This window comes from Methylorubrum podarium (genome assembly GCF_022179745.1).
Classification (GTDB): Bacteria; Pseudomonadota; Alphaproteobacteria; order Rhizobiales; family Beijerinckiaceae; genus Methylobacterium; species Methylobacterium podarium.
The window spans coordinates 1-21,132 of record NZ_BPRD01000320.1; the positions used below are offsets into that span (position 1 = coordinate 1).

The following is a 21,132-nucleotide window of genomic DNA, read 5'->3' on the forward strand; positions in this document are numbered from 1 at the left end:
CGCCCGCGAGGATCGGCACGACCGTCCGCCGCATCACCGGCGGCACCACGAGGGCCCGCATTTCGGGCGCGGCGGCCGCGGTGGTCTCGGCCGCTTCTTCGCCCATGGCGATCTGCGGCTCGTCATCCTGCACCTGATCGCGGAGAAGCCGCGCCACGGCTACGAGATCATCAAGGCGATCGAAGAGCAGGTCGGCGGCGCCTACAGCCCGAGCCCGGGCACGATCTATCCGACGCTGACGCTGCTCGAAGAACTCGGCCACGTCACGGTCAGCGACGGCGACGGCGCCAAGAAGCTGCACACCATCACCGACGAGGGACGCGCCTATCTCGAAGCGCAGCGCGCCATCCTCGACCCGCTCCTCGCGCGCATGGCGGAGGCGGCCCGCACCCATGGCGGCGGCCCGGCTCCGCAGGTGGTGCGGGCCATGGAAAACCTGAAGCTGGCGCTGCGCCTGCGGCTCTCCCGCGGCCCCCTGAGCACGGACGAGGTCAACGCCGTCGCCGCCGCCATCGACGCCGCCGCCACCGCGGTCGAACGCGCTTAGCGAGGCAATGCCGCCGAGCGGCGCCCTCAGGCATTCCGCGCGAATCCGACGTCATGGCGTCGGGCCTTCGTCGAGTGGGCTCGACGGCGGCTCCGGTGGAGGATAGGGCGTTCGCCGCACAGCACGGGAATGGCGAGCCGATGATCCTCGAAATCGCGCAGATCGATCTGAAGCCCGGCTCCGAGGCCGACTTCGAGGCTGCCATCGCCAAGGCGGCCGAGATCTTCCGGGCCGCCGCCGGCTGCCGCAGCTTCGCCGTCCGCCGCTCCGTCGAGAAGCCGCAGCGCTACCGCCTGCTGATCGAGTGGGACACGCTCGAGGCCCACACCAGGGATTTCACCGGCTCCCAGGCCTGGAAGGATTACCGGGCGATGGTGTCCCCCTATTTCGAGGCGCCACCCCAGGTCGAGCACACGGAACTGGCGCTGCAGGCGTTCTGAGCGGATCGGCAGGGAGGGACCGCCCATGAAGATGTACGGCAACTGGCGCTCGGCGGCGGCCTTCCGCGTCCGCATCGCCCTCAACCTCAAGGGCATCGCCTACGAGGAGGTCTTCCTCGATCTCGACGCCGGCGATCAATTCAAGCCCGACTTCCTCGCGATCAATCCGCAGGGTGCGGTGCCGGCTCTCTTCGACGGCGACGGGCCGCCGCTGACGCAGTCGCTGGCGATCCTCGATTACCTCGAAGAGACCCACCAGCAGGTGCCGCTGCTGCCCGCCGACCCCCGGGCACGGGCGCGCGCCCGCTCGCTGGCCCAGGTCGTGGCCTGCGACACCCATCCGCTCTACGTGCCGCGGGTGCGCACCTTCCTGATGGAGAATTACGGCCTGCCCCGCGAGCGGATGCTGGAATTCCTGCGCAACGCCTTCACTACCGGCCTGAAGACGCTGGAGACGCGGCTCGCGAGCGAAGCCGGCACTGGCCGCTTCTGCCAGGGCGACGCGGTGAGCCACGCGGATCTGTGTCTGATCAGCCTGTGGGTCGGCACCGGCATCTTCGGGATCGACACCGCCGCCTACCCGACCGTGAAGCGCATCGCGGAGGATCTCCTCACGCTCGACGCGGTCGCCCGCGCCCATCCGCTCCGCCAGCCCGGTGCGCCGGCTTCGTAGAGTCAAATTTTTTTGAAGACTTTACCCCAACAGCGATGCTGGATTTGCGTCCCTGGCACGCCGCGAACGTGTGGGTGCTTGCCGAGTTGCTGATGTAAGATCATTCCAAACTGAAGGGCCGCCGCTCGAGGCGGCCCGCGAGGCGAGTGGGGCAAGGATGGTTCCGAGCGAATCGGTCACGGATCTGCACAAGATTGTCGTGGTGGGGGGAGGGGCCGCCGGCCTGGAGCTGGTGACCAAGCTCGGCAACAAGTACGGCAAGCGCGGCAAGGCCCACGTCACCCTGGTCGATCGGGCGCGGACCCACATCTGGAAGCCGCTGCTGCACGAGGTCGCCGCCGGCTCGCTCGATGTCGGCCACCACGCGGTCGATTACCTGCACCACGCCCACGCCAACCATTTCCGCTACCGCATCGGCGAGATGACCGGTCTCGACCGCGAGACGCGGGTGATCCATCTCGCCGCGAGCCGCGACAGCGAGGGGCGCGAGGTCACGCCCGTGCGGGCGGTTCCCTACGACACGCTGATCATGGCGGTGGGCTCGACCACCAACGATTTCGGTACGCCGGGCGTGGCGGAGCACGCCATCGCCCTCGACACCAAGGAGCAGGCGATGCGCTTCCACCAGCGCCTCGTCAACGGCATGCTGCGCGCCCACACGCAGGAGGGCCCGGTGCGCCCCGGTCAGCTCCACGTGACGGTGATCGGCGCGGGCGCGACCGGCACGGAGCTGGCGGCGGAGCTGCACCGCACCACCCGCGAGGTCGCCCGCACCGGCCTCGACCGGATCGACCCGGCCAAGGATCTCAAGATCACGCTGGTCGAGGCGGCCGACCGCATCCTCCCGGCGGTACCGGAGCGGCTGGCCGCGGAGGTGATGGGGCTGCTCACCAAGATCGGCGTCGAGGTGCGGGTGCAGGCGCGCGTCACCGAGGTGCGCGCCGACGGCGTCCAGCTCGCCGACGGCGGCTTCATCCCCTCCGAGCTCGTGGTCTGGGCCGCGGGCGTGAAAGGACCGACCTTCCTCAAGGATCTCGGCGGCCTGGAGAGCACGCGCAACAACCAGCTCGTCGTCACGGCGACGCTGCAGACCTCGCGCGATCCGGACATCTTCGCCATCGGCGACTGCGCCTACCTGGTGGAGGAGGGGTCGCAGACGCCGATCCCGCCCCGCGCCCAGGCCGCCCACCAGCAGGCCTCGCATCTCTACGGGCAGATGGCCAACCGCCTCGCCGGCCGGCCGCTGAAGCCGTTCAAGTACCGCGACTTCGGCTCGCTCGTCTCGCTCGGCGAGTACACCGCGGTCGGCAACCTGATGGGCTTCATCCAGGGTAAGAACATGTTCATCGCCGGGCTGTTCGCTCGGCTGATGTATCGCTCGCTCTACAAGATGCACGAGACGGCGGTGAACGGCTGGTGGAAGACGAGCCTCGACGCCCTCGCCCGGGCCCTGACCCGGCGCACCGAGCCGCGGGTGAAACTGCACTGACGGTCGCGGCTTGATCCGGCGGACGGGTGCGTCATGTTTCCGATCTGCCGGCCCGTGAACGGAGCCGGCAGAAGGAGACGCCATGATCCTCGTCAGCGTGATGTATCCGAGCGGTGCCGGCACCCGCTTCGACATGGACTACTACCTGAAGAAGCACATGCCGCTGGTCAGCGAGCGCTGGACCTCCAAGGGGCTGCACGACTACACCGTCGTGAAGGGCATCGGCACGCCGGATGGCGGCGCTCCGCCCTATCAGGTCGTTGCCCTGCTGCGCTTCGAATCCGCCGACGCATTCAAGGCCGCCGCGACCGCGGACGGGCCGGAGATCTTCGGGGACATCCCGAACTTCACCGACACGCAGCCGGCGGTGCAGCTCAGCGACTTCGCGGCGTCGGAAGTGAGAGGCTGATGATCGACATCATCAAGCAGATCCAGGAGGCCAATCCGGCGCTCGGCACGACGATCATCGTGCTGCGCTCCGATTCGCGGGCGCTGGCCGATCCGGCGACGCTGACGCCGGAGGCGAAGGCGTGGCTCGACGCGAATGCCCCCGGCGCGCGCCTGACGCAGGAAACGGTGATGCTCGCGCCCTATCCGGGCGGGGCGCCGACGGAGCGCACCGTCACCGTTCTCGCCTTTTCCGATGCGCGCCATCTCGCCGCCTTCGCCACGGCCTGGACCGGTGATCCGACGCTTGATGACGATGAGGCCGCCTGACCGCGGCCGGGGCCGCGCCTGCTCGTAGGGCAGGGCGGCCCCTCTTTTCGGTTAGGCCAGAGACAGGCGGGTCAGGCCGCCTCGATGATCCGGGCGGCGGCGACCGCCATGTCCTTCATCGCCGCGTTCGCGGCCTGATAGGCCGGCGTTCCGACGTCCCAGTTGCCTTGGCCGAGCGCTTTGACCATGCGCTCGGCTTCCTCGTGAGCCGTCGCCTCGGCCTTCAGGAAGGCCTCCGCCGCATGTCGGCGCGCGGGGTCGGCGGCGAGAGCCTGCACCGCTTGCCGGGCAGCACGGTTGCGAAGCACGGCGGCGGCCGTCTCGGCGGGCGCGGCGCCGAGCAGGATCGTCGCCAGCCCCCGCTTCCACACGCCGATATCGGCGGGCAGGCGCACCAGTTCGTAGAGGTCGAGCCCGCTCGTCTCGGCCAGTGCGGTCTGGGCCAGGGTCTCGGCTTTGACGAGGCGCTTGGTGATGCTGTCGATCTCGGTGCGGGTCTTGGCCGCCTTGGCGGCGATGTTCTGGACGCTGCTCGAAATCTCCGCCGTCGCGCTGCTCTGCTGGGTGATGGCCGCGGCCAGGGCCGCATTCATCTCGCTCGTCCGCGCGATCCGCTCGGCCGCTCCCTCGACGCGGATGCCGAGGCTGTCGACCACGCTGCTGCCGGTCGAGACGGCCGACCGGCTCTCCTCGACGGCGCGGGCGATCTGGCTCATCTCGCCCTGCAGGGTGTGGAGCCAGGTGCGGATCTGCTCCGTCGAGCGGGCGGTCTGTCCGGAGAGCGACTTCACCTCGGCCGCGACGACCGAGAAGCCGCGTCCCGCCTCGCCCGCGCGCGCGGCTTCGATGGTGGCGTTGAGCGCCAGCAGGTTGGTCTGGCTGGAGATCGTCGCGATGGTGCCCGCCATGGTGCCGATCTCGGCGATGGCGTTCTGGAGCAGCTGCAGCCGCTCGTCGATCTGATGCGTACGGTCGCGGATCGAATCCATCGCCGAACGGGCGTTGCCGACATCGGACATGCAGGCGGTCATCGCCTCGCGCGCCTGCGCAGCGCTGGAGCCGGCGGCCTCCGAAGTCTCGGCGACCTCGGCGATGGACGCGCCCATCTCTTCGATGGCGCTTGCGATGGTCTGCGTCGCCTGCGCGACCTCGCCCACGTCGTAGGTCGTCCAGCCGATATTGATCGCCCCTTCCGAGGCTTCCTTGGCGATGGCGGCGATATTCGCGCGCTCCGTGCGCAGATCCTTGCGCTGCGCCCGTTCGAGCTCGCCGAGCGCCGCCCCCACGGCGCTCCCCGGCACGCCGGAGGCGTCGAGGCCGGAGCGGTCCGTGAGCCGCTTGAGCGCGTCGATCAGGCGTGCCTCGTCGGTGGGACCGCTGGCCGGGATATCAGATGTAATGGGAGTCGACGGTCCGGCAATACGACCGCGCTTCAGAGACAGCATGGCGTTCAAGGCCCCCAATTCTTTTTCCCCGCTTGTGATCGAGACACTTGCCCAGAACAGTCCCGCGTGACGTCGGTCGGCATACCGACCGTCAACTTGCAGTTGGACGAAATCTCTTCGCGGCGGTGTCTCAGATTATCGCTCGGAGCGAGTTAACAGGCGATTGAGAGGGCTCGTTGAGGTTTTTTCTTCGCGGGAGTGCAGAGCGAAAATTCAAATATGCATGTTGAGGAATGACAAGATCGCCCCGCAATTTACTGATCCGGCCAGGGTACGCCCACGCGGCGGAGCCGGACGCCATGCGTGTGCACCCGCAGCAAAAGGTTTGCGTCGCAAAAACGTTATGCTCAGTCTCAGCATATCTGGACAAGGCGGGACGCGGCCCCTAAGTTAGGCGGCACAATGCTCACTTTGAGCATAAAGGAGACCGCGATGTCCCAGGCAGGATCCGCCCTTCGCGAGCCGGCCGGACGGGCCTTCCCGCTGCCCGATCTGTACGAGCGCGTGAGCCGTCACGTGCCTGCGATCGAGTGGCCGGCGCTCGCGCCCGACGTCGAGGCGATCCTGCGCCTGAAACGCGAGCGCAACGCGGTGGTTCTCGCCCACAATTATCAGGCGCCGGAGATTTTCCACACCGTCGCGGACATCGTCGGCGACAGCCTCGCCCTGGCGCGCGAGGCGGCGCGGGTGGACGCGGACGTCATCGTGCTGGCCGGCGTCCACTTCATGGCCGAGACCGCGAAGCTCCTGAACCCCGCCAAGACGGTGCTGATGCCCGACATGGCCGCCGGCTGCTCGCTCGCCGACTCGATCACCGCCGCCGACGTGCGCGCGCTGCGGGCGAAGTATCCGGGCGTCCCGGTGGTGACCTACGTCAACACCTCCGCCGCGGTGAAGGCGGAGTCGGACGTGTGCTGCACGTCCGGCAACGCCGCCGACGTCGTGCGCGCGCTCGGCGTGAAGCGGGTCCTGATGATTCCCGACGAGTTCCTGGCCCGCAACGTCCAGCAGCAGGTCCCGGAAGTCGAGATGCTGACCTGGGCCGGGCACTGCGAAGTGCACGAGCGCTTCACCCCGGCCGACATCGCCGAGGTTCGCGACAGCTATCCCGGCATCACCGTGATCGCCCACCCGGAATGCCCGCCGGAGGTGGTCGAGGCGTCGGACTTCTCCGGCTCGACGGCGATGATGATGAACTACGTCACCGAGAAGCGGCCGTCCCAGGTCGTGCTCGTGACCGAGTGCTCGATGGCCGACAACATCGCGGTCGCCAATCCCGACATCGAGTTCATCAAGCCCTGCAACATGTGCCCGCACATGAAGCGGATCTCCCTGCGCAACATCCGCCAATCCCTCGAGACGATGACGCACGAGATCACCGTCGAGGAGGGACTGGCCGAGCGGGCGCGCCGCGCCGTCGAGCGGATGCTCGCGGTCAAGCCGACCCAGACCGTCTCGCCGCGGCAGGCCGCCTGATGAGCATCGTTGCCCGGAGCCCCGCCGACCGGGTGATCGTGGTCGGCGCCGGGGTGGCGGGGCTCGCCACCGCCCTGCGGCTCGCGCCGCGCCCGGTGACCCTCATCACCGCCGCTCCCCTCGGCGCCGGTACGGCCACAGGCTGGGCGCAGGGCGGCATCGCCGCCGCGATGGGCGCCGACGACGCGCCGTCGCTGCACGCGGACGACACGCTCGCCGCGGGCGCCGGCCTCACCGAGCCGGACGTGGCGCTCCGCGTCGCGGAGGCGGGACCGGGCCTGATCGACTGGCTCGTCGGCCTCGGCACCGGCTTTGATCGCGAGCGGGACGGCACTCTGGCGCTCGGCCTGGAGGCGGCCCATAGCCGCCGCCGCATCGTGCGGGCGCGGGGCGACTCGACCGGCCGGACCGTGCTCGACGCGCTGGTGCGCGCCGTCCAGGCGACGCCGTCGATCGAGACCCTCGTCGCCGGCCTCCACGGCTTGATGCAGGACGCCGACGGCCGGGTGCGCGGTGTCGTGTGCGAGCGCGACGGCGTCGCCTTCCGCCTGCCCGCCCGCGCGGTGGTGCTGGCGACCGGCGGCGTCGGCGCGCTCTACGCCTCCACCACCAATCCGCGCGGCGCCCTCGGGCGCGGCCTCCTCGCCGCCGCGCGGGCCGGCGCCGCCCTGCGCGACCTCGAATTCGTGCAGTTCCACCCGACCGCCATCGCCGCCGGCCGCGATCCGATGCCGCTGGCGACTGAGGCGCTCCGCGGCGAGGGCGCGCGGCTGATCGACGAGGCCGGCGATCCCGTGATGGCGGGCATCGAGGGCGGCGACCTCGCCCCCCGAGACGTGGTGGCCCGCGGCATCTTCCAGGCGCTCGGCCGCGGCCGCACCGTCTACCTCGACACGCGCGGCCGGCTCGGCGCCCGCATGTCCCAGCGCTTCCCCACGGTCGCCGCGCTCTGCGCCGAGGCCGGCATCGATCCGGCGGTGCAGCCGATCCCGGTGCGGCCGGCGGCGCACTACCATATGGGCGGCATCCTCGTAGACGCGGCCGGACGCAGCACGGTGCCGGGCCTCTGGGCCTGCGGCGAGGTCGCCTCGACCGGATTGCACGGCGCGAACCGCCTCGCCAGCAACTCGCTCCTGGAAGCTCTGGCCTTCGCGCCCCGCATCTCCGAGTCGGTCGGCGAGGCGTCTCCGCTCGCGAGCGTGGACCGCCCGGCGCGTCTGCCCCAGATCCGGTCGGAGGATGCGGCGGTGCTGTCCGAGATTCGCGGACTCATGGAGCACGGTGTCGGCGTCGTGCGCGACGCGGCGAGCCTGTCGCGGGCCGTCGATCGGCTCGCCGAGCTGTCCGAGCGCGGCAGCGACGCGGCAGCCACCGGGCTGCTGATAGCCCGCGCCGCTCTCGCCCGGCGCGAGAGCCGCGGCGCCCATTGGCGCAGCGATTATCCGGGCCAGCTTCCGGCCCGGCATTCCGTGGTCACGCCCGCCACCGCCGAGGCCCCCCGCGCGCTTCAGGAACTCACCGATGCCTGACGATGTCCTGCTGCCGCTGCCGCGCCTCCTCGTGGAGCCCGTGGTGCGGGCGGCCCTTCTCGAAGATCTCGGCCGGGCCGGCGACATCACCACCGACGCCATCGTGCCCGCCGGCGAGCGGATGGAGGCGGTCATCGCCTCGCGCCAGGACGGCGTCATCGCCGGCACCGACGCCGCCGCCATCGCGTTCGCGCTGATCGACCCGAGCCTGAAAGTCACGGTCGAGCGGCCCGACGGGTCCCGCGTCGCGCCGGGCGATACGGTGATCTGCCTCTCCGGCCCGGCCCGCGCCGTGCTGACGGCCGAGCGCGTCGCCCTCAACCTGCTGTGTCGGCTGAGCGGCGTCGCCACGGCGACGGCCTCGCTGGTCGAGGCGGCACGGCCGCACGGCAAGGCGCGGATCGTCTGCACCCGCAAGACCACGCCGGGCCTGCGGGCGCTGGAGAAGCACGCGGTGCGCGCCGGCGGCGGCTCGAACCACCGCTTCGGCCTCGACGACGCGGTTCTGATCAAGGACAACCACGTCGCGGTCGCCGGCGGCATCATCCCGGCGATCGAGCGGGCGCGGGCGAGGACCGGTCACCTCGTCAAGATCGAGGTCGAGGTCGATACCCTGGCCCAGCTCGAAGAGGCGCTGTCCGTCGGCGCCGACGCGGTGCTGCTCGACAACATGAGCCCCGAAACCCTGCGGCAGGCCGTCGCCATGGTTGACGGTCGCGCCGTCACCGAGGCTTCGGGCCGGATCAACCGCGAGACGGTCGGGGCGGTCGCCGCGTCGGGCGTCGATCTGATCTCGGTCGGCTGGATCACCCACAGCTCGGCGATCATCGATCTGGGTCTCGACGCGGCGTAGCCGCCGCGTCGCCGAGCCCGTCCTTCCGCATCCGGTATCGCTGGAACCTCTCGCCGTTCCGCGTCACCGTTTCCGCTTCGACGACCTGGAAGCGGGCCGCTTCGAAGAAGGGCCTCGCGGTCAGGCTGGCTTCGGTCCGCAGCGCGTCGAGGCCGAGGGCGGCGGCCTTCCCCTCGACGGCTCGAAGGAGCGTCCGCGCGACCCCCCTGCGCCCCTGGGCGGGATGGACATAGAGCATGTCGAGATGGCCGCAGGGTTCGAGCTCCGCGAACCCTGCGGCTTCCCTGTCGATCCACGCCACCCAGCCATGATTCCGCTTCCGACGCGCGATCCAGGCCGCCCGGTCGACCCGTGACCACGCCTCGATCTGCGCAGGGCCGTAATCGACCGAAGCGGTCACGCGGATGGCCGATCGGAAGATCGCGATCACGGCCTCCAGGTCGGCCGAGCCCGAGGGACGGACGTCGATCCGGCTCACGCGCGACCTCCCCCCCATCGGTTCCCTCCGCCGACGATAATCCTTGCGCGTAAGGCCAAGCTGCCACAGTGTGGCCACACGGTCACGAGGCCGGCCGAAGCGGTACTGCAACGCAAATCAAGCTTGGCTTTAGACCGCGAGCGTTTACGCCTTGGCGAGGGTCCGCACGGCATCGTGCGGCGGTTCTTTCACCGCGTCCCCTGTTATTCGCCTGCCCCGAGAGGCCCTGATGCGCCGTTTCGTCGTTGCCCTGGGCGGGCTTGCCTGCGCGACGGTCGCGCTTGCAAGCCCCGCCGCCGCCTATGAGATCGACCCGCTCACCCGTCAGCCCCTGAGCGATGTCCTGACGGTGCGCGTGCGCCCGCAGAACGTGCTGCCGACCGCCAACGCGGCCCTGCCGGCCGACATCCCCGGCACGCCGGGTTCCGCCGCCGATCCGCTCGCATCGGCGGTGCCGCAGATGACCGCGATCCCGCGCGAAACGGTGGCCTATTCCGGACCCTACGCGCCCGGCACCATCGTCGTCTCCACCACCGAGCGCCGGCTCTACCTCGTCCAGCCCGGCGGCGAGGCCCTGCGCTACGGCGTCGGCGTCGGCCGGCCCGGCTTCACCTGGGGCGGCAACCAGACCGTCACGATGAAGCGCGAATGGCCCGATTGGCGCCCGCCGGCGGAGATGCTGCGCCGCCGCCCCGATCTGCCCCGCTACATGAAGGGCGGCATCGAGAACCCGCTCGGCGCCCGCGCCATGTATCTCGGCAACACGATCTACCGCATCCACGGCTCCAACGAGCCGGAGACGATCGGCACCGCCGTCTCCTCGGGTTGCATCCGCATGACCAACGAGGATGTGACCGACCTCTACAGCCGCGTGAAGGTCGGCGCCCGGGTCGTCGTCCAGCGCTGATCGTCCATCAGGGTGCAACGAGAAAGGGCCGGCAGCGATGCCGGCCCTTTTCTTATGGATCGTTCCGAAGCCGCCCGCCTTCAGCCGATCAGGAGCAGGTCCAGCACGACCACCGCGATACCGCCGGCGATGGCGAGACCGAGGATGACGACGCTGCTGAGCTGATCGACGGTGTTCACGTCCTGCCCGACGCGGTGATGGGTGTCCGTGGCCGACATGGGCTGCCCTCCGTTGATGCGGTTGATGTCGCAGCCCAACGGCGTCGCGGGCCGATGGTTCAACGCCCCGCCGTCGCAGGTCGCCGTCCGGAGAGGGTCGGCTCGGGCGGAACATGCCTCCTTGATGCAGGTTGGCCTCGCTCAACAGGGAGGCAGCGATGGTCGATACCAGTCAGATCCGCGAACACGCCACCGTCGTCGGTTCGGACGGCGGCCATGTCGGCACGGTCGATCACGTCGCGAAGGGTGAGATCAAGCTGACGAAGAGCGACGCCGACGCGGGCGGACTTCACCACTACATCCCGCTCGACTTCGTCAGCGCCGTCGAGGGCGACCAGGTCCGCCTCGACCGCAGCGCGGAGGAGGTGAAGAAGGAGTGGAGCACCTCGGGCGCGGCCTGACCGGACTGCACGCCGCCTTGATGACCGGCGGAGACCTGATCCCGATTTTTATACGTCCCGGCACCCCCACGATGCGGCGGCCGGCGATCCATCCAGGGAGACCGATGTGACGGCACAGAACGAACGGCCGCGATCCGAGACCGAGCCGAAGCCGGCCGGCGATCCGCCTCCCACGCCGCAGCCGCCCGCGGGGGATCCGCCGCCGCGTCCGGACGCGATCCCCGACGAAGACCTCGACGAGGTCGAGGAGCAGCCGAGCTGAGACGATCCGCGGGTCGCCCCGGCGGCCCGCAATGACCTCAAATCCTCAGTGGCAGCCGCAGCTTCCGCTGCCGCAGCCGCCCTCGCCGTGGCTCGCCTTCGCCGGCGCGCTGGCCACGCGGTCGCGGGAGAGGCCACGCTCCTCCAATTCGCGCAGATAGGTCGACCAGCGGTTCCGGTACTCGCGGCCGAGGTCGAACAGGTAGTCCCAGCCGTAGATGCCGGTGTCGTGCATGTCGTCGAAGAACAGCTTCACGGCATAGTTGCCGACCGGCTCGACCGAGAGGATCGCGACCTCGCGCTTGCCGCCCAGCACCTTGCGCTCCGCCGGAGAATGGCCTTGAACCTCCGCGGACGGGCTCGACACGCGCAGGTACTCGGCGGGCAGTTCGAAGCGGCCGCCTCCGTCGAAGGCGACGGTCAGGATGCGCTTGTCGCCCGACAGGCGGATTTCGGTGGGCCAACGCTCACTCATCGACGATCCGTTCCACGCTCTCATGCCGGCGTTGCACGCGCGCGCTTGCCGGAAAATGCCACCGCCCTCATATGGATGGCGATGTTGGATCTGTCAGCCGACAAAACCGCCAACGCCGGAAACGAGTCGAGTTCAGAGGCGCGCATGTGGGGTCCCGCCGAAATCGCGCCTGCGCCAGTGCGCCCTGCGCCGCTGATCGACCCGTTCCAGCGGGCCATTACCTACCTGCGCATCTCGGTGACGGATCGCTGCGATTTCCGCTGTGCCTATTGCATGGCGGAGGACATGCAGTTCCTGCCCAAGCGCGATCTGCTGACCCTCGAAGAGCTCGACAGGCTCTGCGGCGTCTTCATCGACCGCGGCGTGCGCAAGCTGCGGATCACCGGCGGCGAGCCGCTGGTGCGCCGCGACATCATGCACCTGTTCCGCCGGCTCTCCCGCCATCTGACGAGCGGGGCGCTCGACGAACTCACGCTGACGACGAACGGCTCGCAGCTCGCGCGATTCGCGCCGGAGCTGGCCGATCTCGGCGTGCGCCGGATCAACGTCTCGCTCGATACCCTCGACCCGCGGAAATTCCGGGAGATCACCCGGCGCGGCGACCTGTCCGTTGTGCTCGCCGGCATCGAGGCGGCCCGGGCGGCCGGCATCAAGGTCAAGATCAACGCCGTGGCGCTCAAGGGCGTCAACGAGGACGAGATCGCCGATATGATCGCCTGGGCCCACGGGCTCGGCATGGACATGACGCTGATCGAGGTGATGCCGCTCGGCGAGATCGAGGGCGACCGCACCGACCAGTTCCTGCCGCTCTCGGTCGCCCGCGAGCGTCTGGAGAGCCGCTACACCCTGACGCCGCTGCCCGACCGCACCGGCGGCCCGGCCCGCTACGTGCGGATCGAGGAGACCGGCGGACGGCTCGGCTTCATCACGCCGCTAACGCATAATTTCTGCGAGAGCTGCAACCGGGTGCGCCTCACCTGCACCGGCAAGCTCTACATGTGCCTCGGCCAGGAGGATGCGGCGGACCTGCGCGCGGCGCTGCGCGCCTCGCCCGACGACGCGCTGGTGACGCAGGCCGTGGTGGAAGCGATCTCCCGCAAGCCCAAGGGCCACGACTTCGTCATCGAGCGCGCCCGCCCGGCGGCCGTGCCGCGGCACATGAGCGTGACCGGCGGCTGATCGGCCTCAACCCGTTTCCGGTTGCTTGGTTCTGTTTAACCCCAACCGCCGTCATCCCGGGGCCGCGCAGCGGAACCCGGGATCTACCCGTGACGCGCGGCGAAAACAGGGTGTCGAGGCCAGTCGTGGATTCCGGGTTCGCCTCCGGCGCCCCGGAATGACGGGATCGGGCAAAACCCGTTTCGATTCCTCAGGAACCGTATCAACCCGCGACCGGGACCAAGGTGTCGCGAATCTCTGCGCTCGCCAGCCAGCTCTGAACGCGGTCGCAGTGCGCGGCGATCTTCGGCGTATGCGCGTAGATCGCCAGCGAGCCTTCCACCATCGTCCGCAGCTCGATGCAGCGGCCGGCATCCACCAGGAAGTTCAGGCCGCCGAGCGGCGGCTTGAAGGTGGTGCTGCCGGGAACGCCCAGCCGCGCCGCGATCTCCGGATAGACCGGCCAGACGCTGCCGCTCAGCGGATCGGGCAGGTAATCCTCGCAGGCCGCCGTCCGGGCCGGAATCTCGGCCCGCGCGAGCGCATCGCGGGCGAGATCGGCGAGCACGAACAGTTTCGGGTGGTTGATCGTGTGCATGAAGCAGCCGCGGCGCATCCAGCCGGCGAACAGCCGGTCGAGGTTGCTGCCGTGCGCGCGGCTCATCGCCAGGAGCGAGTCGCGGTTCGTGAACCAGCCGTCGAGGTAGCCGATGCGGGAGAAGACCTCGGCCCGGAACAGCGAGACGATTTCCTCGACGGAGTAGCCGCGGGTGAATCCGTAGACGATCAGCGCCGAGTGATAATCGCCCATCGGCGAGCCGAACAGACCGCCCTTGTGGGCGATGTAGACGATGTCCGGGTGGAAGGCCGGGAACACGATCGTCGGGACCGGCACGTAGAGCCGGGCCGCTTCGGCGATCCGCAGAGGCGTCAGGTCGCCGAGCGCGCCGGCCTCGAAGGGGAAGCACACCGTCAGCTCGGCCTCGGCCACCGCTTCGAGCAGCCGCTGCGGGTCCGACTCGAACTGCGCGAAGGTCGCCGGCTCTACCGACGCGATCCGAGCATCCGGCGCAAGGAACCCCAGGCACCCTGAAAGGACGGCGACCTGGCAGTTGTTGCCGACGACGACGATTCGCCTAGCCACGGCCGCGTGCCTCCCGCCGCCAGCAATTCCTCGTCGCAGACAACCGCCGCCTGGCGCGCGAACTCGCGTCGCGCCTCGTGCAGGCTGCGGCTGGAGGCGGGGAGGGCGTCTTGGTCCCCGCCCTCGGTGAGATGGCGGAAGAAGACCCGCATGACATGATCGACACCGTCCTTGCTGACGGACCTGAGATCGCTCTCGAGATAGCGGTAGGCGCCCTCGGGCGAGGTGATGATCTCGTAGGAGGGGAAGTAGAGCGTGTCGTCGCGAGTATCGGCGAGTCGCTGGGCGGCGACCCGCAGCACCGCCTTGCTGTGCACGGTCGATTGCAGCACGTGGCGTCCCTCGTAGGTCGCCACCAGCGGCACCGGCGAGACCGTCAGGATCAGGCGCGCCTGCGGGTTCACCGCCTTCAGGGCGTCGGCGAAGGCGGCGAGGTCCGCGATCACCTCCTCGACCGGCTGGTTCCGGAAGGTGTAGGCCGCCGGGTCGAAGGTGCCGGCGGCAACGCCCGGACAGAGTGGAAACGCCGCGCCGTCGGCCGAAGCCTGCCAGCCCTCGGTGAGGCCGAGGGTGAAGACGAAGACATCGAGGTCTTCGAACAGCCGCCGTACCTGGCCAAAGTGCTCCTGCCGCTCCGCCTCGACGGCCTCGGGGCTGTCGAAGCCCGCGGGCTCGATGCGCGGCCGGAACGGGTCGGCGAAGCGGCCGTCCGGCCGTTCCCACACGGTATCGGCGGGCGTGAAGCGGCCGTAGGCCCGCTCGATGAGCTGGAGCAGCTGGCGGGCGGTGTAGACGTTTCCGTAGCGCGCCGAGAACAGACGGTAGCCGCGGGCGCGCGCCGCATCGGCGGTCACGCCGGCCGGCGCGTCTTCCGTGACGAGATAATGGTAGCCGCTCGCCTGCAGCCGGTCGGCGATGTGCTGGGCGAAGCAGCTGCCCGCGGTGGCGATCCGGGTCTGCCGCGTGAGCCGAAAACTCTCCGGCACCGGCGGCCCGGCCATCGGATCGAGGGCGAACAGGGGCAGCGAGCCGACGGAGCGATCCCAGAAGGCGTGGTCGGCAAGACCGGAATAGGGATTTCGGGCGCGGTCCTGCATCGGCGGGCGGGACCCTAGCCGAGCGGACCCCCAGCGGCAACGGCCGTCCCCAGTCTCGGTGACCCCGGCATTTTGAATGTCGCGCGCGCGGGGCTAGAGCACGGGGTCGGACGATCCGATACCGGAGACACCAATCCCATGGCGAAAGTCGCGTTCCTGGGCCTCGGCGTGATGGGCTCGCCGATGGCGGGGCACCTCGCGAAGAAGGGCCACGACGTCACCGTCTTCAACCGCACCGGCGCCAAGGCCGAGAGCTGGGTCGCCGCCAACGGCGGCCGCGCCGCCGCGACCCCCCGCGAGGCGGCGGCCGGATGCACCATCGTCTTCGCCTGCGTCGGCAACGACGACGACCTGCGCTCGGTCGTGCTCGGCGAGGCCGGCGCCTTCGCCGGCATGGAGAAGGGCGCGGTCTTCGTCGATCACACCACCGCCTCGGCCGAGGTCGCCCGCGAATTGTCCGCCGCCGCCGACGCGGCCGGACTCCGCTTCATCGACGCGCCGGTCTCCGGCGGTCAGGCGGGCGCGGAGAACGGTACGCTCACGGTAATGTGCGGCGGCGAGGAGACGACCTACGCCGAGGTCGAGCCCGTCATCATGGCCTACGCCAAGTCCTGCCGCCTGCTCGGGCCCTCCGGCTCCGGCCAGCTCACCAAGATGGTCAACCAGATCGCCATCGCCGGTCTGGTGCAGGGATTGTCGGAGGCGATCCACTTCGCCAAGCGCGCCGGTCTCGACGTGGACTCCGTGCTCGACGTGATCTCGAAGGGCGCGGCCGGCTCCTGGCAGATGGAGAATCGCGGCCGCACCATGAACGCGGACAAGTTCGACTTCGGCTTCGCCGTCGAGTGGATGCGCAAGGATCTCGGCATCCTGCTGGCCGAGTCCCGCCGAAACGGCGCCCGCCTGCCGGTGACGGCCCTGGTCGATCAGTTCTACGCCGAGGTCGAGGCCATGGGCGGCAAGCGCTGGGACACCTCGTCCCTCATCGCCCGGCTGGAGCGCTGAGCCGAGCTTCCGCCAGGGACCACGCCGCCTCCGGCGTGGTCCAGTGCCAGTCCTCGCCCATCTGGTGGCGGAACCACGTGAACTGGCGCTTGGCGTAGCGGCGGGTGTCGCCCTGGCCGCGCCGCACGGCCTCGTCGCGGGAGATCGCCCCGTCGAGATGGGCGATCAGCCCCGGCACGCCGTGGGCGCGCATGACCGGCAGCAGGGGATCGAGGCGCCGCTCCCGCAGCGCGGCGACTTCGTCCAGTGCGCCCTGATCCATCATCGTGACGAAGCGCGCGTCGATCCGGCGCCGCAGGGTCTCGCGCTCGGCGGCGAGGAAGATCTTCAGAAGCGGTTTTCCCGCGAGCGGACCGGGTTCGCGGGATTCGTGGAACGAGCCGATGGAGCGGCCGGTCGCCTCGAAGACCTCGAGAGCCCGCATCACCCGCATCCGGTCGGAGGGGCGCAGGCGCTGCGCGCTCGCGGGGTCTCGCAGCGCGAGCACCGCGTGGAGCGCCTCGGTCGGCTGGCCCTCGGCCTCCGCCCGGACCCTTGCCCGGACCTCGTCCGGCACTCTGGGCAGGTCCGAGATGCCCTCGTCGAGGGAGCGGAAGTACAGGCCGGTTCCGCCGACGAAGATCGGCAGGCTTCCCACTCCAAGCTCCGAGAGGATCGCCGCGGCGTCCCGTTGGAAGTGGCCGACGGAGAAGTTCACCGCGCCGTCCACGCTGCCGTAGAGGCGGTGGGGGGCGAGAGCCTCTTCCTCCGGGGTCGGCCGGGCCGAGAGCACGCGCAGGTCGGCATAGACCTGCATCGAATCCGTGTTGATCACCGTGCCGCCGACGGCGCAGGCGATCCGCAGGCCCAGCGCCGACTTGCCGGAGGCGGTGGGCCCTGCAATGAGGATGGCGGCCGGGCGCCCCGTCTCCTGCCCGTCCGAACCCTGCACGGCATCCCTCCATGACCCTCGTCGCGACGCTGATAGCAAACCCGGCCCGGCCCGCCATCACCGACGCGGTGCTGGCCGAGGCGCGCCGGGTGCTGCGGACGGAGCATCAGCCGCGGATCCTCCACGGCGAGGTGGCGGCCGAACTCCTGGTTCCGGGCTCGCCCGACGAGGCGCCGGCTCTGACCGAAGCCCTGCGGGCGGCGGTCAGGTCCGAGCCGGTCGACGTCGCCGTGCTCCCCCACGATCAGCATCGCCGCAAGCGGCTGTTCCTCGCCGACATGGACTCGACCATGATCGAGCAGGAATGCATCGACGAACTCGCCGACGTCGTCGGCATCAAAGAGCGGGTCGCGGCGATCACCGAGCGGGCCATGCGCGGCGAGATCGCGTTCGAGCCGGCCCTGCGGGAGCGGGTGGACCTCCTGAAGGGCCTGTCCGTCGGCGTGATCGAAGGCCTGATCCGCGATGCGATCCGCCTGACGCCGGGCGGCGGCACCCTCGTCGCGACGATGCGGGCGCACGGCGCCTTCACCTGCCTCGTGTCGGGCGGCTTCACCCTGTTCACCGGCCCCATCGGCGCAAGTCTCGGCTTCGACGAGACCCGCGCCAACCGACTCGACGTGGCGGACGGTCACCTGACCGGGCGGGTGATCGAACCCATCGTCGGGGCGGAGGCCAAGCGGGCGAGCCTCATCGAACTGCGCGACCGGCTGGGCCTGAACCCCGCGGACACGATCGCCGTCGGCGACGGCGCCAACGACCTGGCGATGCTCGGAGAGGCGGGCCTCGGCGTCGCCTTCCGGGCGAAGCCGAAGGTGGCCGAGGCCGCCCGCGTGCGGATCGAGCACGGCGACCTGACGGCGCTGCTCTACCTGCAGGGGTTCGCGGCGGCGGAGTTCGCGAAGTAGATCAGAGCGGAAGGGCGCGACGCGCGCCCCTCCCGGAGCGGCGGCTCACTCCAGCCCGATGGCGACGAAGCGCACGTCGCCGCTGGCGCTGGCGACCAGCAGCAGCACCGACTTGCGGCCTTCCTTCTTGAGGGCCTCGATCCGCTTCGTCACGTCGGCCGGGTTCGACACCGCCTCCTGGCCGACCTCGACGATGACCTCGCCCGGCTGGATGCGCTTGTCGGCGGCGGTCGAGTTGGGATCGACCTTGGTGACGACCACGCCGTTCTTGACGCTCTCCTTGATGTTGTAGCGGCGGCGCGCCTCGTCACTCAGGCCGGAGAGGTTGAGGCCGAGGATCTGGCGGTTGACCGGCTCCGCCTCGGGCTGCTTGACGTTGGCGACCTGGGTCTTCTCGCCGTCCTCGAGGCGGCCGAGCAGGACCGACTTCGTCTGCTCCTCGCCCTTGCGAACGATCTGGACGTCCACGGTCTTTCCGACCGGGGTCGCGGCGACGATGCGCGGAAGCTCGCTGGAGGATTTCACCGGCACGCCGTTGAACTTGACGATGACGTCGCCGACTTCGAGGCCCGCGGTCTTGGCCGGACCCTTCTCGTCGACGCCGGCGACCAGCGCGCCCTTGGCGCCGCCCTTCAGGCCGAGCGCCTCGGCGGTGGCCTCGTCGACGTTCTGGATGCGCACCCCGAGCCAGCCGCGGCGCACCTCGCCGAACTGCCGGAGCTGATCGACGACCTGGCTCGCCGTGCCCGAGGGCACCGCGAAGCCGATGCCGACCGAGCCGCCGGAGGGCGAGAGGATGGCGGTGTTGATGCCGATCACCTCGCCGTCCATGTTGAACAGCGGACCGCCCGAATTGCCCTTGTTGATGGCCGCATCGGTCTGAATGTAGTTGTCGTAGGGGCCGGACTCGATGTTGCGGCCCCTCGCCGAGACGATGCCGGCGGAGACCGAGCCGCCGAGGCCGAACGGGTTGCCGATCGCCATCACCCAGTCGCCGGGGCGCATCTTGTCGGAATCGCCGAAGGGCACGGCCTTGAGCGGGCGCTCGGCCGTGGGCTTCACCCGGAGCAGGGCGAGGTCGATCTTCGGGTCCTTGCCGATGATCTCCGCCTTCAGCTTGGTGCCGTCGTGCAGGATGACCTGGATGTCGTTGGCGTCGCCGATGACGTGATTGTTCGTCACCACGATGCCCGAGGCATCGATGATGAAGCCCGAGCCGAGCGAGTTCGACTTGCGCGTCTGCCCGCGCGGGCTGTCCTCGTCGCCCTTCGGCGCGCCCTGGCCGCGGCGCTTGAAGAACTCCTCGAAGAGATCCTCGAACGGCGTCCCCTGAGGCAGCTGCGGCAGGCTGCGGCCGCCCCGGTTGTTCGCCTCGACCGTCGTCGAGGCCGAGATGTTCACCACGGCATCCGTGACCTTCTCGGCGAGGTCGGCGAGCGATTCCGGTCCGCGGGCGAAAGCGGGGAGCGGCAGGGCGGTGACCGTGACGGTGACGCCCAGCACCGCGGCGGCGAGCGCCGACGAGGCGCGCCGGGCGAGAGACGGCGTTCGGCCCCGGACGGCGTTCGCGGCAGGTCTCATGGACGTTTCCTCAAGCTCCGAGAGTGCCTGGTTCAGGCCGGCTTATAAATTCGGCGGCCGGCACCCTCGATCAAGAGCGCCGGCCGGATCGGTCCTATCGGTCGCAGGCCGCTCAGCGCACCGCGCCGGTGGTCGCATCGCCGGCGGCGCCGGCGCCCGACGCCGTCGGCTGGGCGGCGCCGTTGCGGGCACCCTGCGGGCGGCGGCCCTGCGGGTCGTTGAAGTAGCGGAAGAAGTCCGAGCTGGGGCTCACGACGAGCCGCGTGTCCTGGCCCTTGAGCGCCTGCTCGTAGGCCTGCATCGAGCGGTAGAACGCGAAGAAGTCCGCGTCCTGCCCGAAGGCCTCGGCAAGGATGCGGTTCTTGTCCGCGTCGCCCTGGCCGCGCAGCTCTTCCTGCTGCTGGTTGGCCTCGGCCAGGATCACGACGACGTCGCGGTCGGCCTTGGCGCGGATCAGCGTCGCCGCCTGATCGCCGTTGGCGCGGATGTCGGTCGCCTCCTTCTTCCGCTCGGAGGTCATGCGGTCGTAGACCGCCTGACTGTTCTTCGCGGGGAGATCGACGCGGGTCATGCGCAGGTCGACGATCTCGATGCCGAGACCTTTGGCCTGCCGGTTCACGTCCTCCTGGATCGTGTTCATCAGCTCGGAACGCTCGGTCCGCACGATGGCGTCACGGCTGGTCCGGGCCAGCACGTTGCGGAGCGCCGAGTTGGTGAAGCTCGCCAGACGCTGGTTCGCCAGGGCGATCGTTCCGACCGACTGGTAGAACTTCAGCGGATCGACGATGCGGTAGCGGGCGAACGCGTCCACTTCGAGGTTCTGCCGGTCGGCGGTCAGCAGGGTCTGCACCGGCAGGTCGAGATCGAGCACCCGTTTGTCGAACAGCACGACGCTGTCGGTGAACGGCACCTTGAAGTAGAGGCCGGGCTTGTTCTGGCCGACCGGGTTCAGCACGTCGCGCACGCGGCCGAGCTGGAGCACGAGGGCCTGCTGCATCTGCCCGACGGTGAAGACCGAGGCGTAGAGCCCGAGCGCCACGGCGGCGGCGATGAGGATCAGGCCGGTCCGAATCGCTGGATTGTTCATCGGCTGGTCGCTCCGTTCGCCTGCGGCCGGCCGCTGTCGAGCAGCGGCAGCACGGGCAGCACGCCCGCGGCGCTGGCGCCGCCGGCCACGCCACCGTTCTGATCGATGATGACCTTGTTCACGGAGCCGAGCACTTTCTCCATCGTTTCCAGGAAGATCCGCTCGCGGATCACCTCGGGCGCGGCCTTGTACGAATCGTAGACCTGACGGAAGCGGGACGCCTGACCGGTCGCCTCTGCGGTCGCCTGGGAACGGTAGGCTTCGGCGCCCTGGATCACCTTGCTCGCGTTGCCTCGGGCGTCGGGCACGACG

Annotated in this window: 24 protein-coding genes and 1 pseudogene; 15 read left to right on the forward strand and 10 right to left on the reverse strand. The window is 69.9% G+C overall.

Features of this window, described 5'->3' with window-relative positions:
• The 6 genes from MFF42_RS15975 to MFF42_RS16000 all read left to right on the forward strand — a co-directional run.
• Positions 1 to 547: PadR family transcriptional regulator (locus MFF42_RS15975; RefSeq protein ID WP_238256630.1), on the forward strand; the 547-nt coding region annotated here is incomplete at its 5' end.
• A gap of 140 nt (positions 548 to 687) precedes the next feature.
• Positions 688 to 987: an antibiotic biosynthesis monooxygenase family protein gene (locus tag MFF42_RS15980; protein ID WP_238256631.1), complete on the forward strand. Its 300-nt coding sequence runs from the start codon at positions 688 to 690 to the stop codon at positions 985 to 987.
• A 25-nt stretch (positions 988 to 1,012) separates the two neighbouring features.
• Positions 1,013 to 1,660 carry a maleylacetoacetate isomerase gene (gene maiA, locus MFF42_RS15985; protein ID WP_238256632.1) on the forward strand — a complete coding sequence of 216 codons (648 nt, stop codon included), beginning with the start codon at positions 1,013 to 1,015 and terminating at the stop codon, positions 1,658 to 1,660.
• Positions 1,661 to 1,817: 157 nt separating this feature from the next.
• Positions 1,818 to 3,149, forward strand: a complete 1,332-nt coding sequence (locus tag MFF42_RS15990) for an NAD(P)/FAD-dependent oxidoreductase (protein ID WP_238256633.1) — start codon at positions 1,818 to 1,820, stop codon at positions 3,147 to 3,149.
• Between the two features lie 82 nt (positions 3,150 to 3,231).
• A complete protein-coding gene (locus MFF42_RS15995; RefSeq protein ID WP_238256634.1) occupies positions 3,232 to 3,558 on the forward strand; it encodes an EthD family reductase in 327 nt (108 codons plus the stop codon).
• A complete protein-coding gene (locus MFF42_RS16000) occupies positions 3,558 to 3,866 on the forward strand; it encodes a hypothetical protein (protein WP_238256635.1) in 309 nt (102 codons plus the stop codon). The genes MFF42_RS15995 and MFF42_RS16000 overlap by 1 nt, the downstream gene beginning before the upstream one ends.
• 71 nt (positions 3,867 to 3,937) lie before the next feature.
• Here MFF42_RS16000 and MFF42_RS16005 read toward each other — a convergent pair whose 3' ends face one another.
• A complete protein-coding gene (locus MFF42_RS16005) occupies positions 3,938 to 5,311 on the reverse strand; it encodes a methyl-accepting chemotaxis protein (RefSeq protein WP_238256636.1) in 1,374 nt (457 codons plus the stop codon).
• A 432-nt stretch (positions 5,312 to 5,743) separates the two neighbouring features.
• Here MFF42_RS16005 and nadA point away from each other — a divergent pair, with 432 nt between their 5' ends.
• Genes nadA through nadC form a run of 3 tightly spaced genes read left to right on the forward strand, consistent with a single transcriptional unit; the run spans position 5,744 to position 9,169 of the window.
• A complete protein-coding gene (gene nadA, locus MFF42_RS16010) occupies positions 5,744 to 6,787 on the forward strand; it encodes a quinolinate synthase NadA (RefSeq protein ID WP_238256637.1) in 1,044 nt (347 codons plus the stop codon).
• Positions 6,787 to 8,316 (forward strand): L-aspartate oxidase, encoded by a 1,530-nt coding sequence (locus MFF42_RS16015; RefSeq protein WP_238256638.1) that lies wholly within the window; start codon positions 6,787 to 6,789, stop codon positions 8,314 to 8,316. Before nadA ends, MFF42_RS16015 begins: the two co-directional genes overlap by 1 nt.
• Entirely contained in the window at positions 8,309 to 9,169 is an 861-nt protein-coding gene (gene nadC, locus MFF42_RS16020; RefSeq protein WP_238256639.1) for a carboxylating nicotinate-nucleotide diphosphorylase, read from the forward strand. The genes MFF42_RS16015 and nadC overlap by 8 nt, the downstream gene beginning before the upstream one ends.
• Here the strand turns inward: nadC and MFF42_RS16025 are convergent.
• Positions 9,141 to 9,647, reverse strand: a complete 507-nt coding sequence (locus MFF42_RS16025; protein ID WP_238256640.1) for a GNAT family N-acetyltransferase — start codon at positions 9,645 to 9,647, stop codon at positions 9,141 to 9,143. The genes nadC and MFF42_RS16025 overlap by 29 nt on opposite strands.
• A 229-nt stretch (positions 9,648 to 9,876) precedes the next feature.
• Between MFF42_RS16025 and MFF42_RS16030 the strand changes: the two genes are divergently transcribed.
• Complete coding sequence (locus MFF42_RS16030; RefSeq protein ID WP_238256641.1) at positions 9,877 to 10,554, forward strand: L,D-transpeptidase; 678 nt, start codon at positions 9,877 to 9,879, stop codon at positions 10,552 to 10,554.
• Between the two features lie 80 nt (positions 10,555 to 10,634).
• On the opposite strand, the gene MFF42_RS16035 is transcribed toward MFF42_RS16030, so the two are convergent.
• Positions 10,635 to 10,772, reverse strand: coding sequence for a hypothetical protein (locus MFF42_RS16035; RefSeq protein WP_238256642.1), 138 nt, complete (start codon positions 10,770 to 10,772; stop codon positions 10,635 to 10,637).
• 158 nt (positions 10,773 to 10,930) lie between these two features.
• Between MFF42_RS16035 and MFF42_RS16040 the strand changes: the two genes are divergently transcribed.
• Entirely contained in the window at positions 10,931 to 11,173 is a 243-nt protein-coding gene (locus tag MFF42_RS16040) for a DUF2171 domain-containing protein (protein WP_238256643.1), read from the forward strand.
• 106 nt (positions 11,174 to 11,279) lie between these two features.
• A complete protein-coding gene (locus tag MFF42_RS16045) occupies positions 11,280 to 11,435 on the forward strand; it encodes a hypothetical protein (RefSeq protein WP_238256644.1) in 156 nt (51 codons plus the stop codon).
• Between the two features lie 45 nt (positions 11,436 to 11,480).
• Here the strand turns inward: MFF42_RS16045 and MFF42_RS16050 are convergent, their stop codons facing one another.
• The gene (locus MFF42_RS16050; protein WP_238256645.1) at positions 11,481 to 11,909 is read right to left on the reverse strand and encodes a gamma-butyrobetaine hydroxylase family protein; all 429 of its coding nucleotides are present in this window, start codon (positions 11,907 to 11,909) and stop codon (positions 11,481 to 11,483) included.
• Positions 11,910 to 12,053: 144 nt separating this feature from the next.
• On the opposite strand from MFF42_RS16050, the gene moaA reads away from it, so the two are divergent.
• On the forward strand, positions 12,054 to 13,088 hold the full coding sequence (moaA, locus tag MFF42_RS16055) for a GTP 3',8-cyclase MoaA (RefSeq protein WP_238256646.1): 1,035 nt from the start codon (positions 12,054 to 12,056) through the stop codon (positions 13,086 to 13,088).
• A gap of 202 nt (positions 13,089 to 13,290) precedes the next feature.
• Here the strand turns inward: moaA and MFF42_RS16060 are convergent, their stop codons facing one another.
• Together MFF42_RS16060 and MFF42_RS16065 are read right to left on the reverse strand one after the other, a co-directional pair.
• Complete coding sequence (locus MFF42_RS16060; RefSeq protein WP_238256647.1) at positions 13,291 to 14,211, reverse strand: WcbI family polysaccharide biosynthesis putative acetyltransferase; 921 nt, start codon at positions 14,209 to 14,211, stop codon at positions 13,291 to 13,293.
• Positions 14,112 to 15,308: a GSCFA domain-containing protein gene (locus tag MFF42_RS16065; RefSeq protein ID WP_238256648.1), complete on the reverse strand. Its 1,197-nt coding sequence runs from the start codon at positions 15,306 to 15,308 to the stop codon at positions 14,112 to 14,114. The genes MFF42_RS16060 and MFF42_RS16065 overlap by 100 nt, the downstream gene beginning before the upstream one ends.
• Before the next feature lie 138 nt (positions 15,309 to 15,446).
• Here MFF42_RS16065 and MFF42_RS16070 point away from each other — a divergent pair, with 138 nt between their 5' ends.
• Positions 15,447 to 16,313 carry an NAD(P)-dependent oxidoreductase gene (locus tag MFF42_RS16070; protein ID WP_238256649.1) on the forward strand — a complete coding sequence of 289 codons (867 nt, stop codon included), beginning with the start codon at positions 15,447 to 15,449 and terminating at the stop codon, positions 16,311 to 16,313.
• On the opposite strand, the gene miaA is transcribed toward MFF42_RS16070, so the two are convergent.
• The gene (miaA, locus tag MFF42_RS16075) at positions 16,291 to 17,244 is read right to left on the reverse strand and encodes a tRNA (adenosine(37)-N6)-dimethylallyltransferase MiaA (RefSeq protein ID WP_238256650.1); all 954 of its coding nucleotides are present in this window, start codon (positions 17,242 to 17,244) and stop codon (positions 16,291 to 16,293) included. The genes MFF42_RS16070 and miaA overlap by 23 nt on opposite strands.
• Positions 17,245 to 17,255: 11 nt before the next feature.
• Here miaA and serB point away from each other — a divergent pair, with 11 nt between their 5' ends.
• The gene (gene serB / locus MFF42_RS16080; protein WP_238256651.1) at positions 17,256 to 18,152 is read left to right on the forward strand and encodes a phosphoserine phosphatase SerB; all 897 of its coding nucleotides are present in this window, start codon (positions 17,256 to 17,258) and stop codon (positions 18,150 to 18,152) included.
• A 45-nt stretch (positions 18,153 to 18,197) separates the two neighbouring features.
• On the opposite strand, the gene MFF42_RS16085 is transcribed toward serB, so the two are convergent.
• The 3 genes and pseudogenes from MFF42_RS16085 to MFF42_RS16095 all read right to left on the reverse strand — a co-directional run.
• Positions 18,198 to 19,733 carry a DegQ family serine endoprotease gene (locus MFF42_RS16085; RefSeq protein ID WP_238256652.1) on the reverse strand — a complete coding sequence of 512 codons (1,536 nt, stop codon included), beginning with the start codon at positions 19,731 to 19,733 and terminating at the stop codon, positions 18,198 to 18,200.
• Between the two features lie 112 nt (positions 19,734 to 19,845).
• Positions 19,846 to 20,820: a protease modulator HflC gene (gene hflC, locus MFF42_RS16090; RefSeq protein WP_238256653.1), complete on the reverse strand. Its 975-nt coding sequence runs from the start codon at positions 20,818 to 20,820 to the stop codon at positions 19,846 to 19,848.
• Positions 20,817 to 21,132, reverse strand: a pseudogene (locus tag MFF42_RS16095) (protease modulator HflK); the annotation flags it as partial. The pseudogene MFF42_RS16095 and the gene hflC, both read right to left, overlap by 4 nt.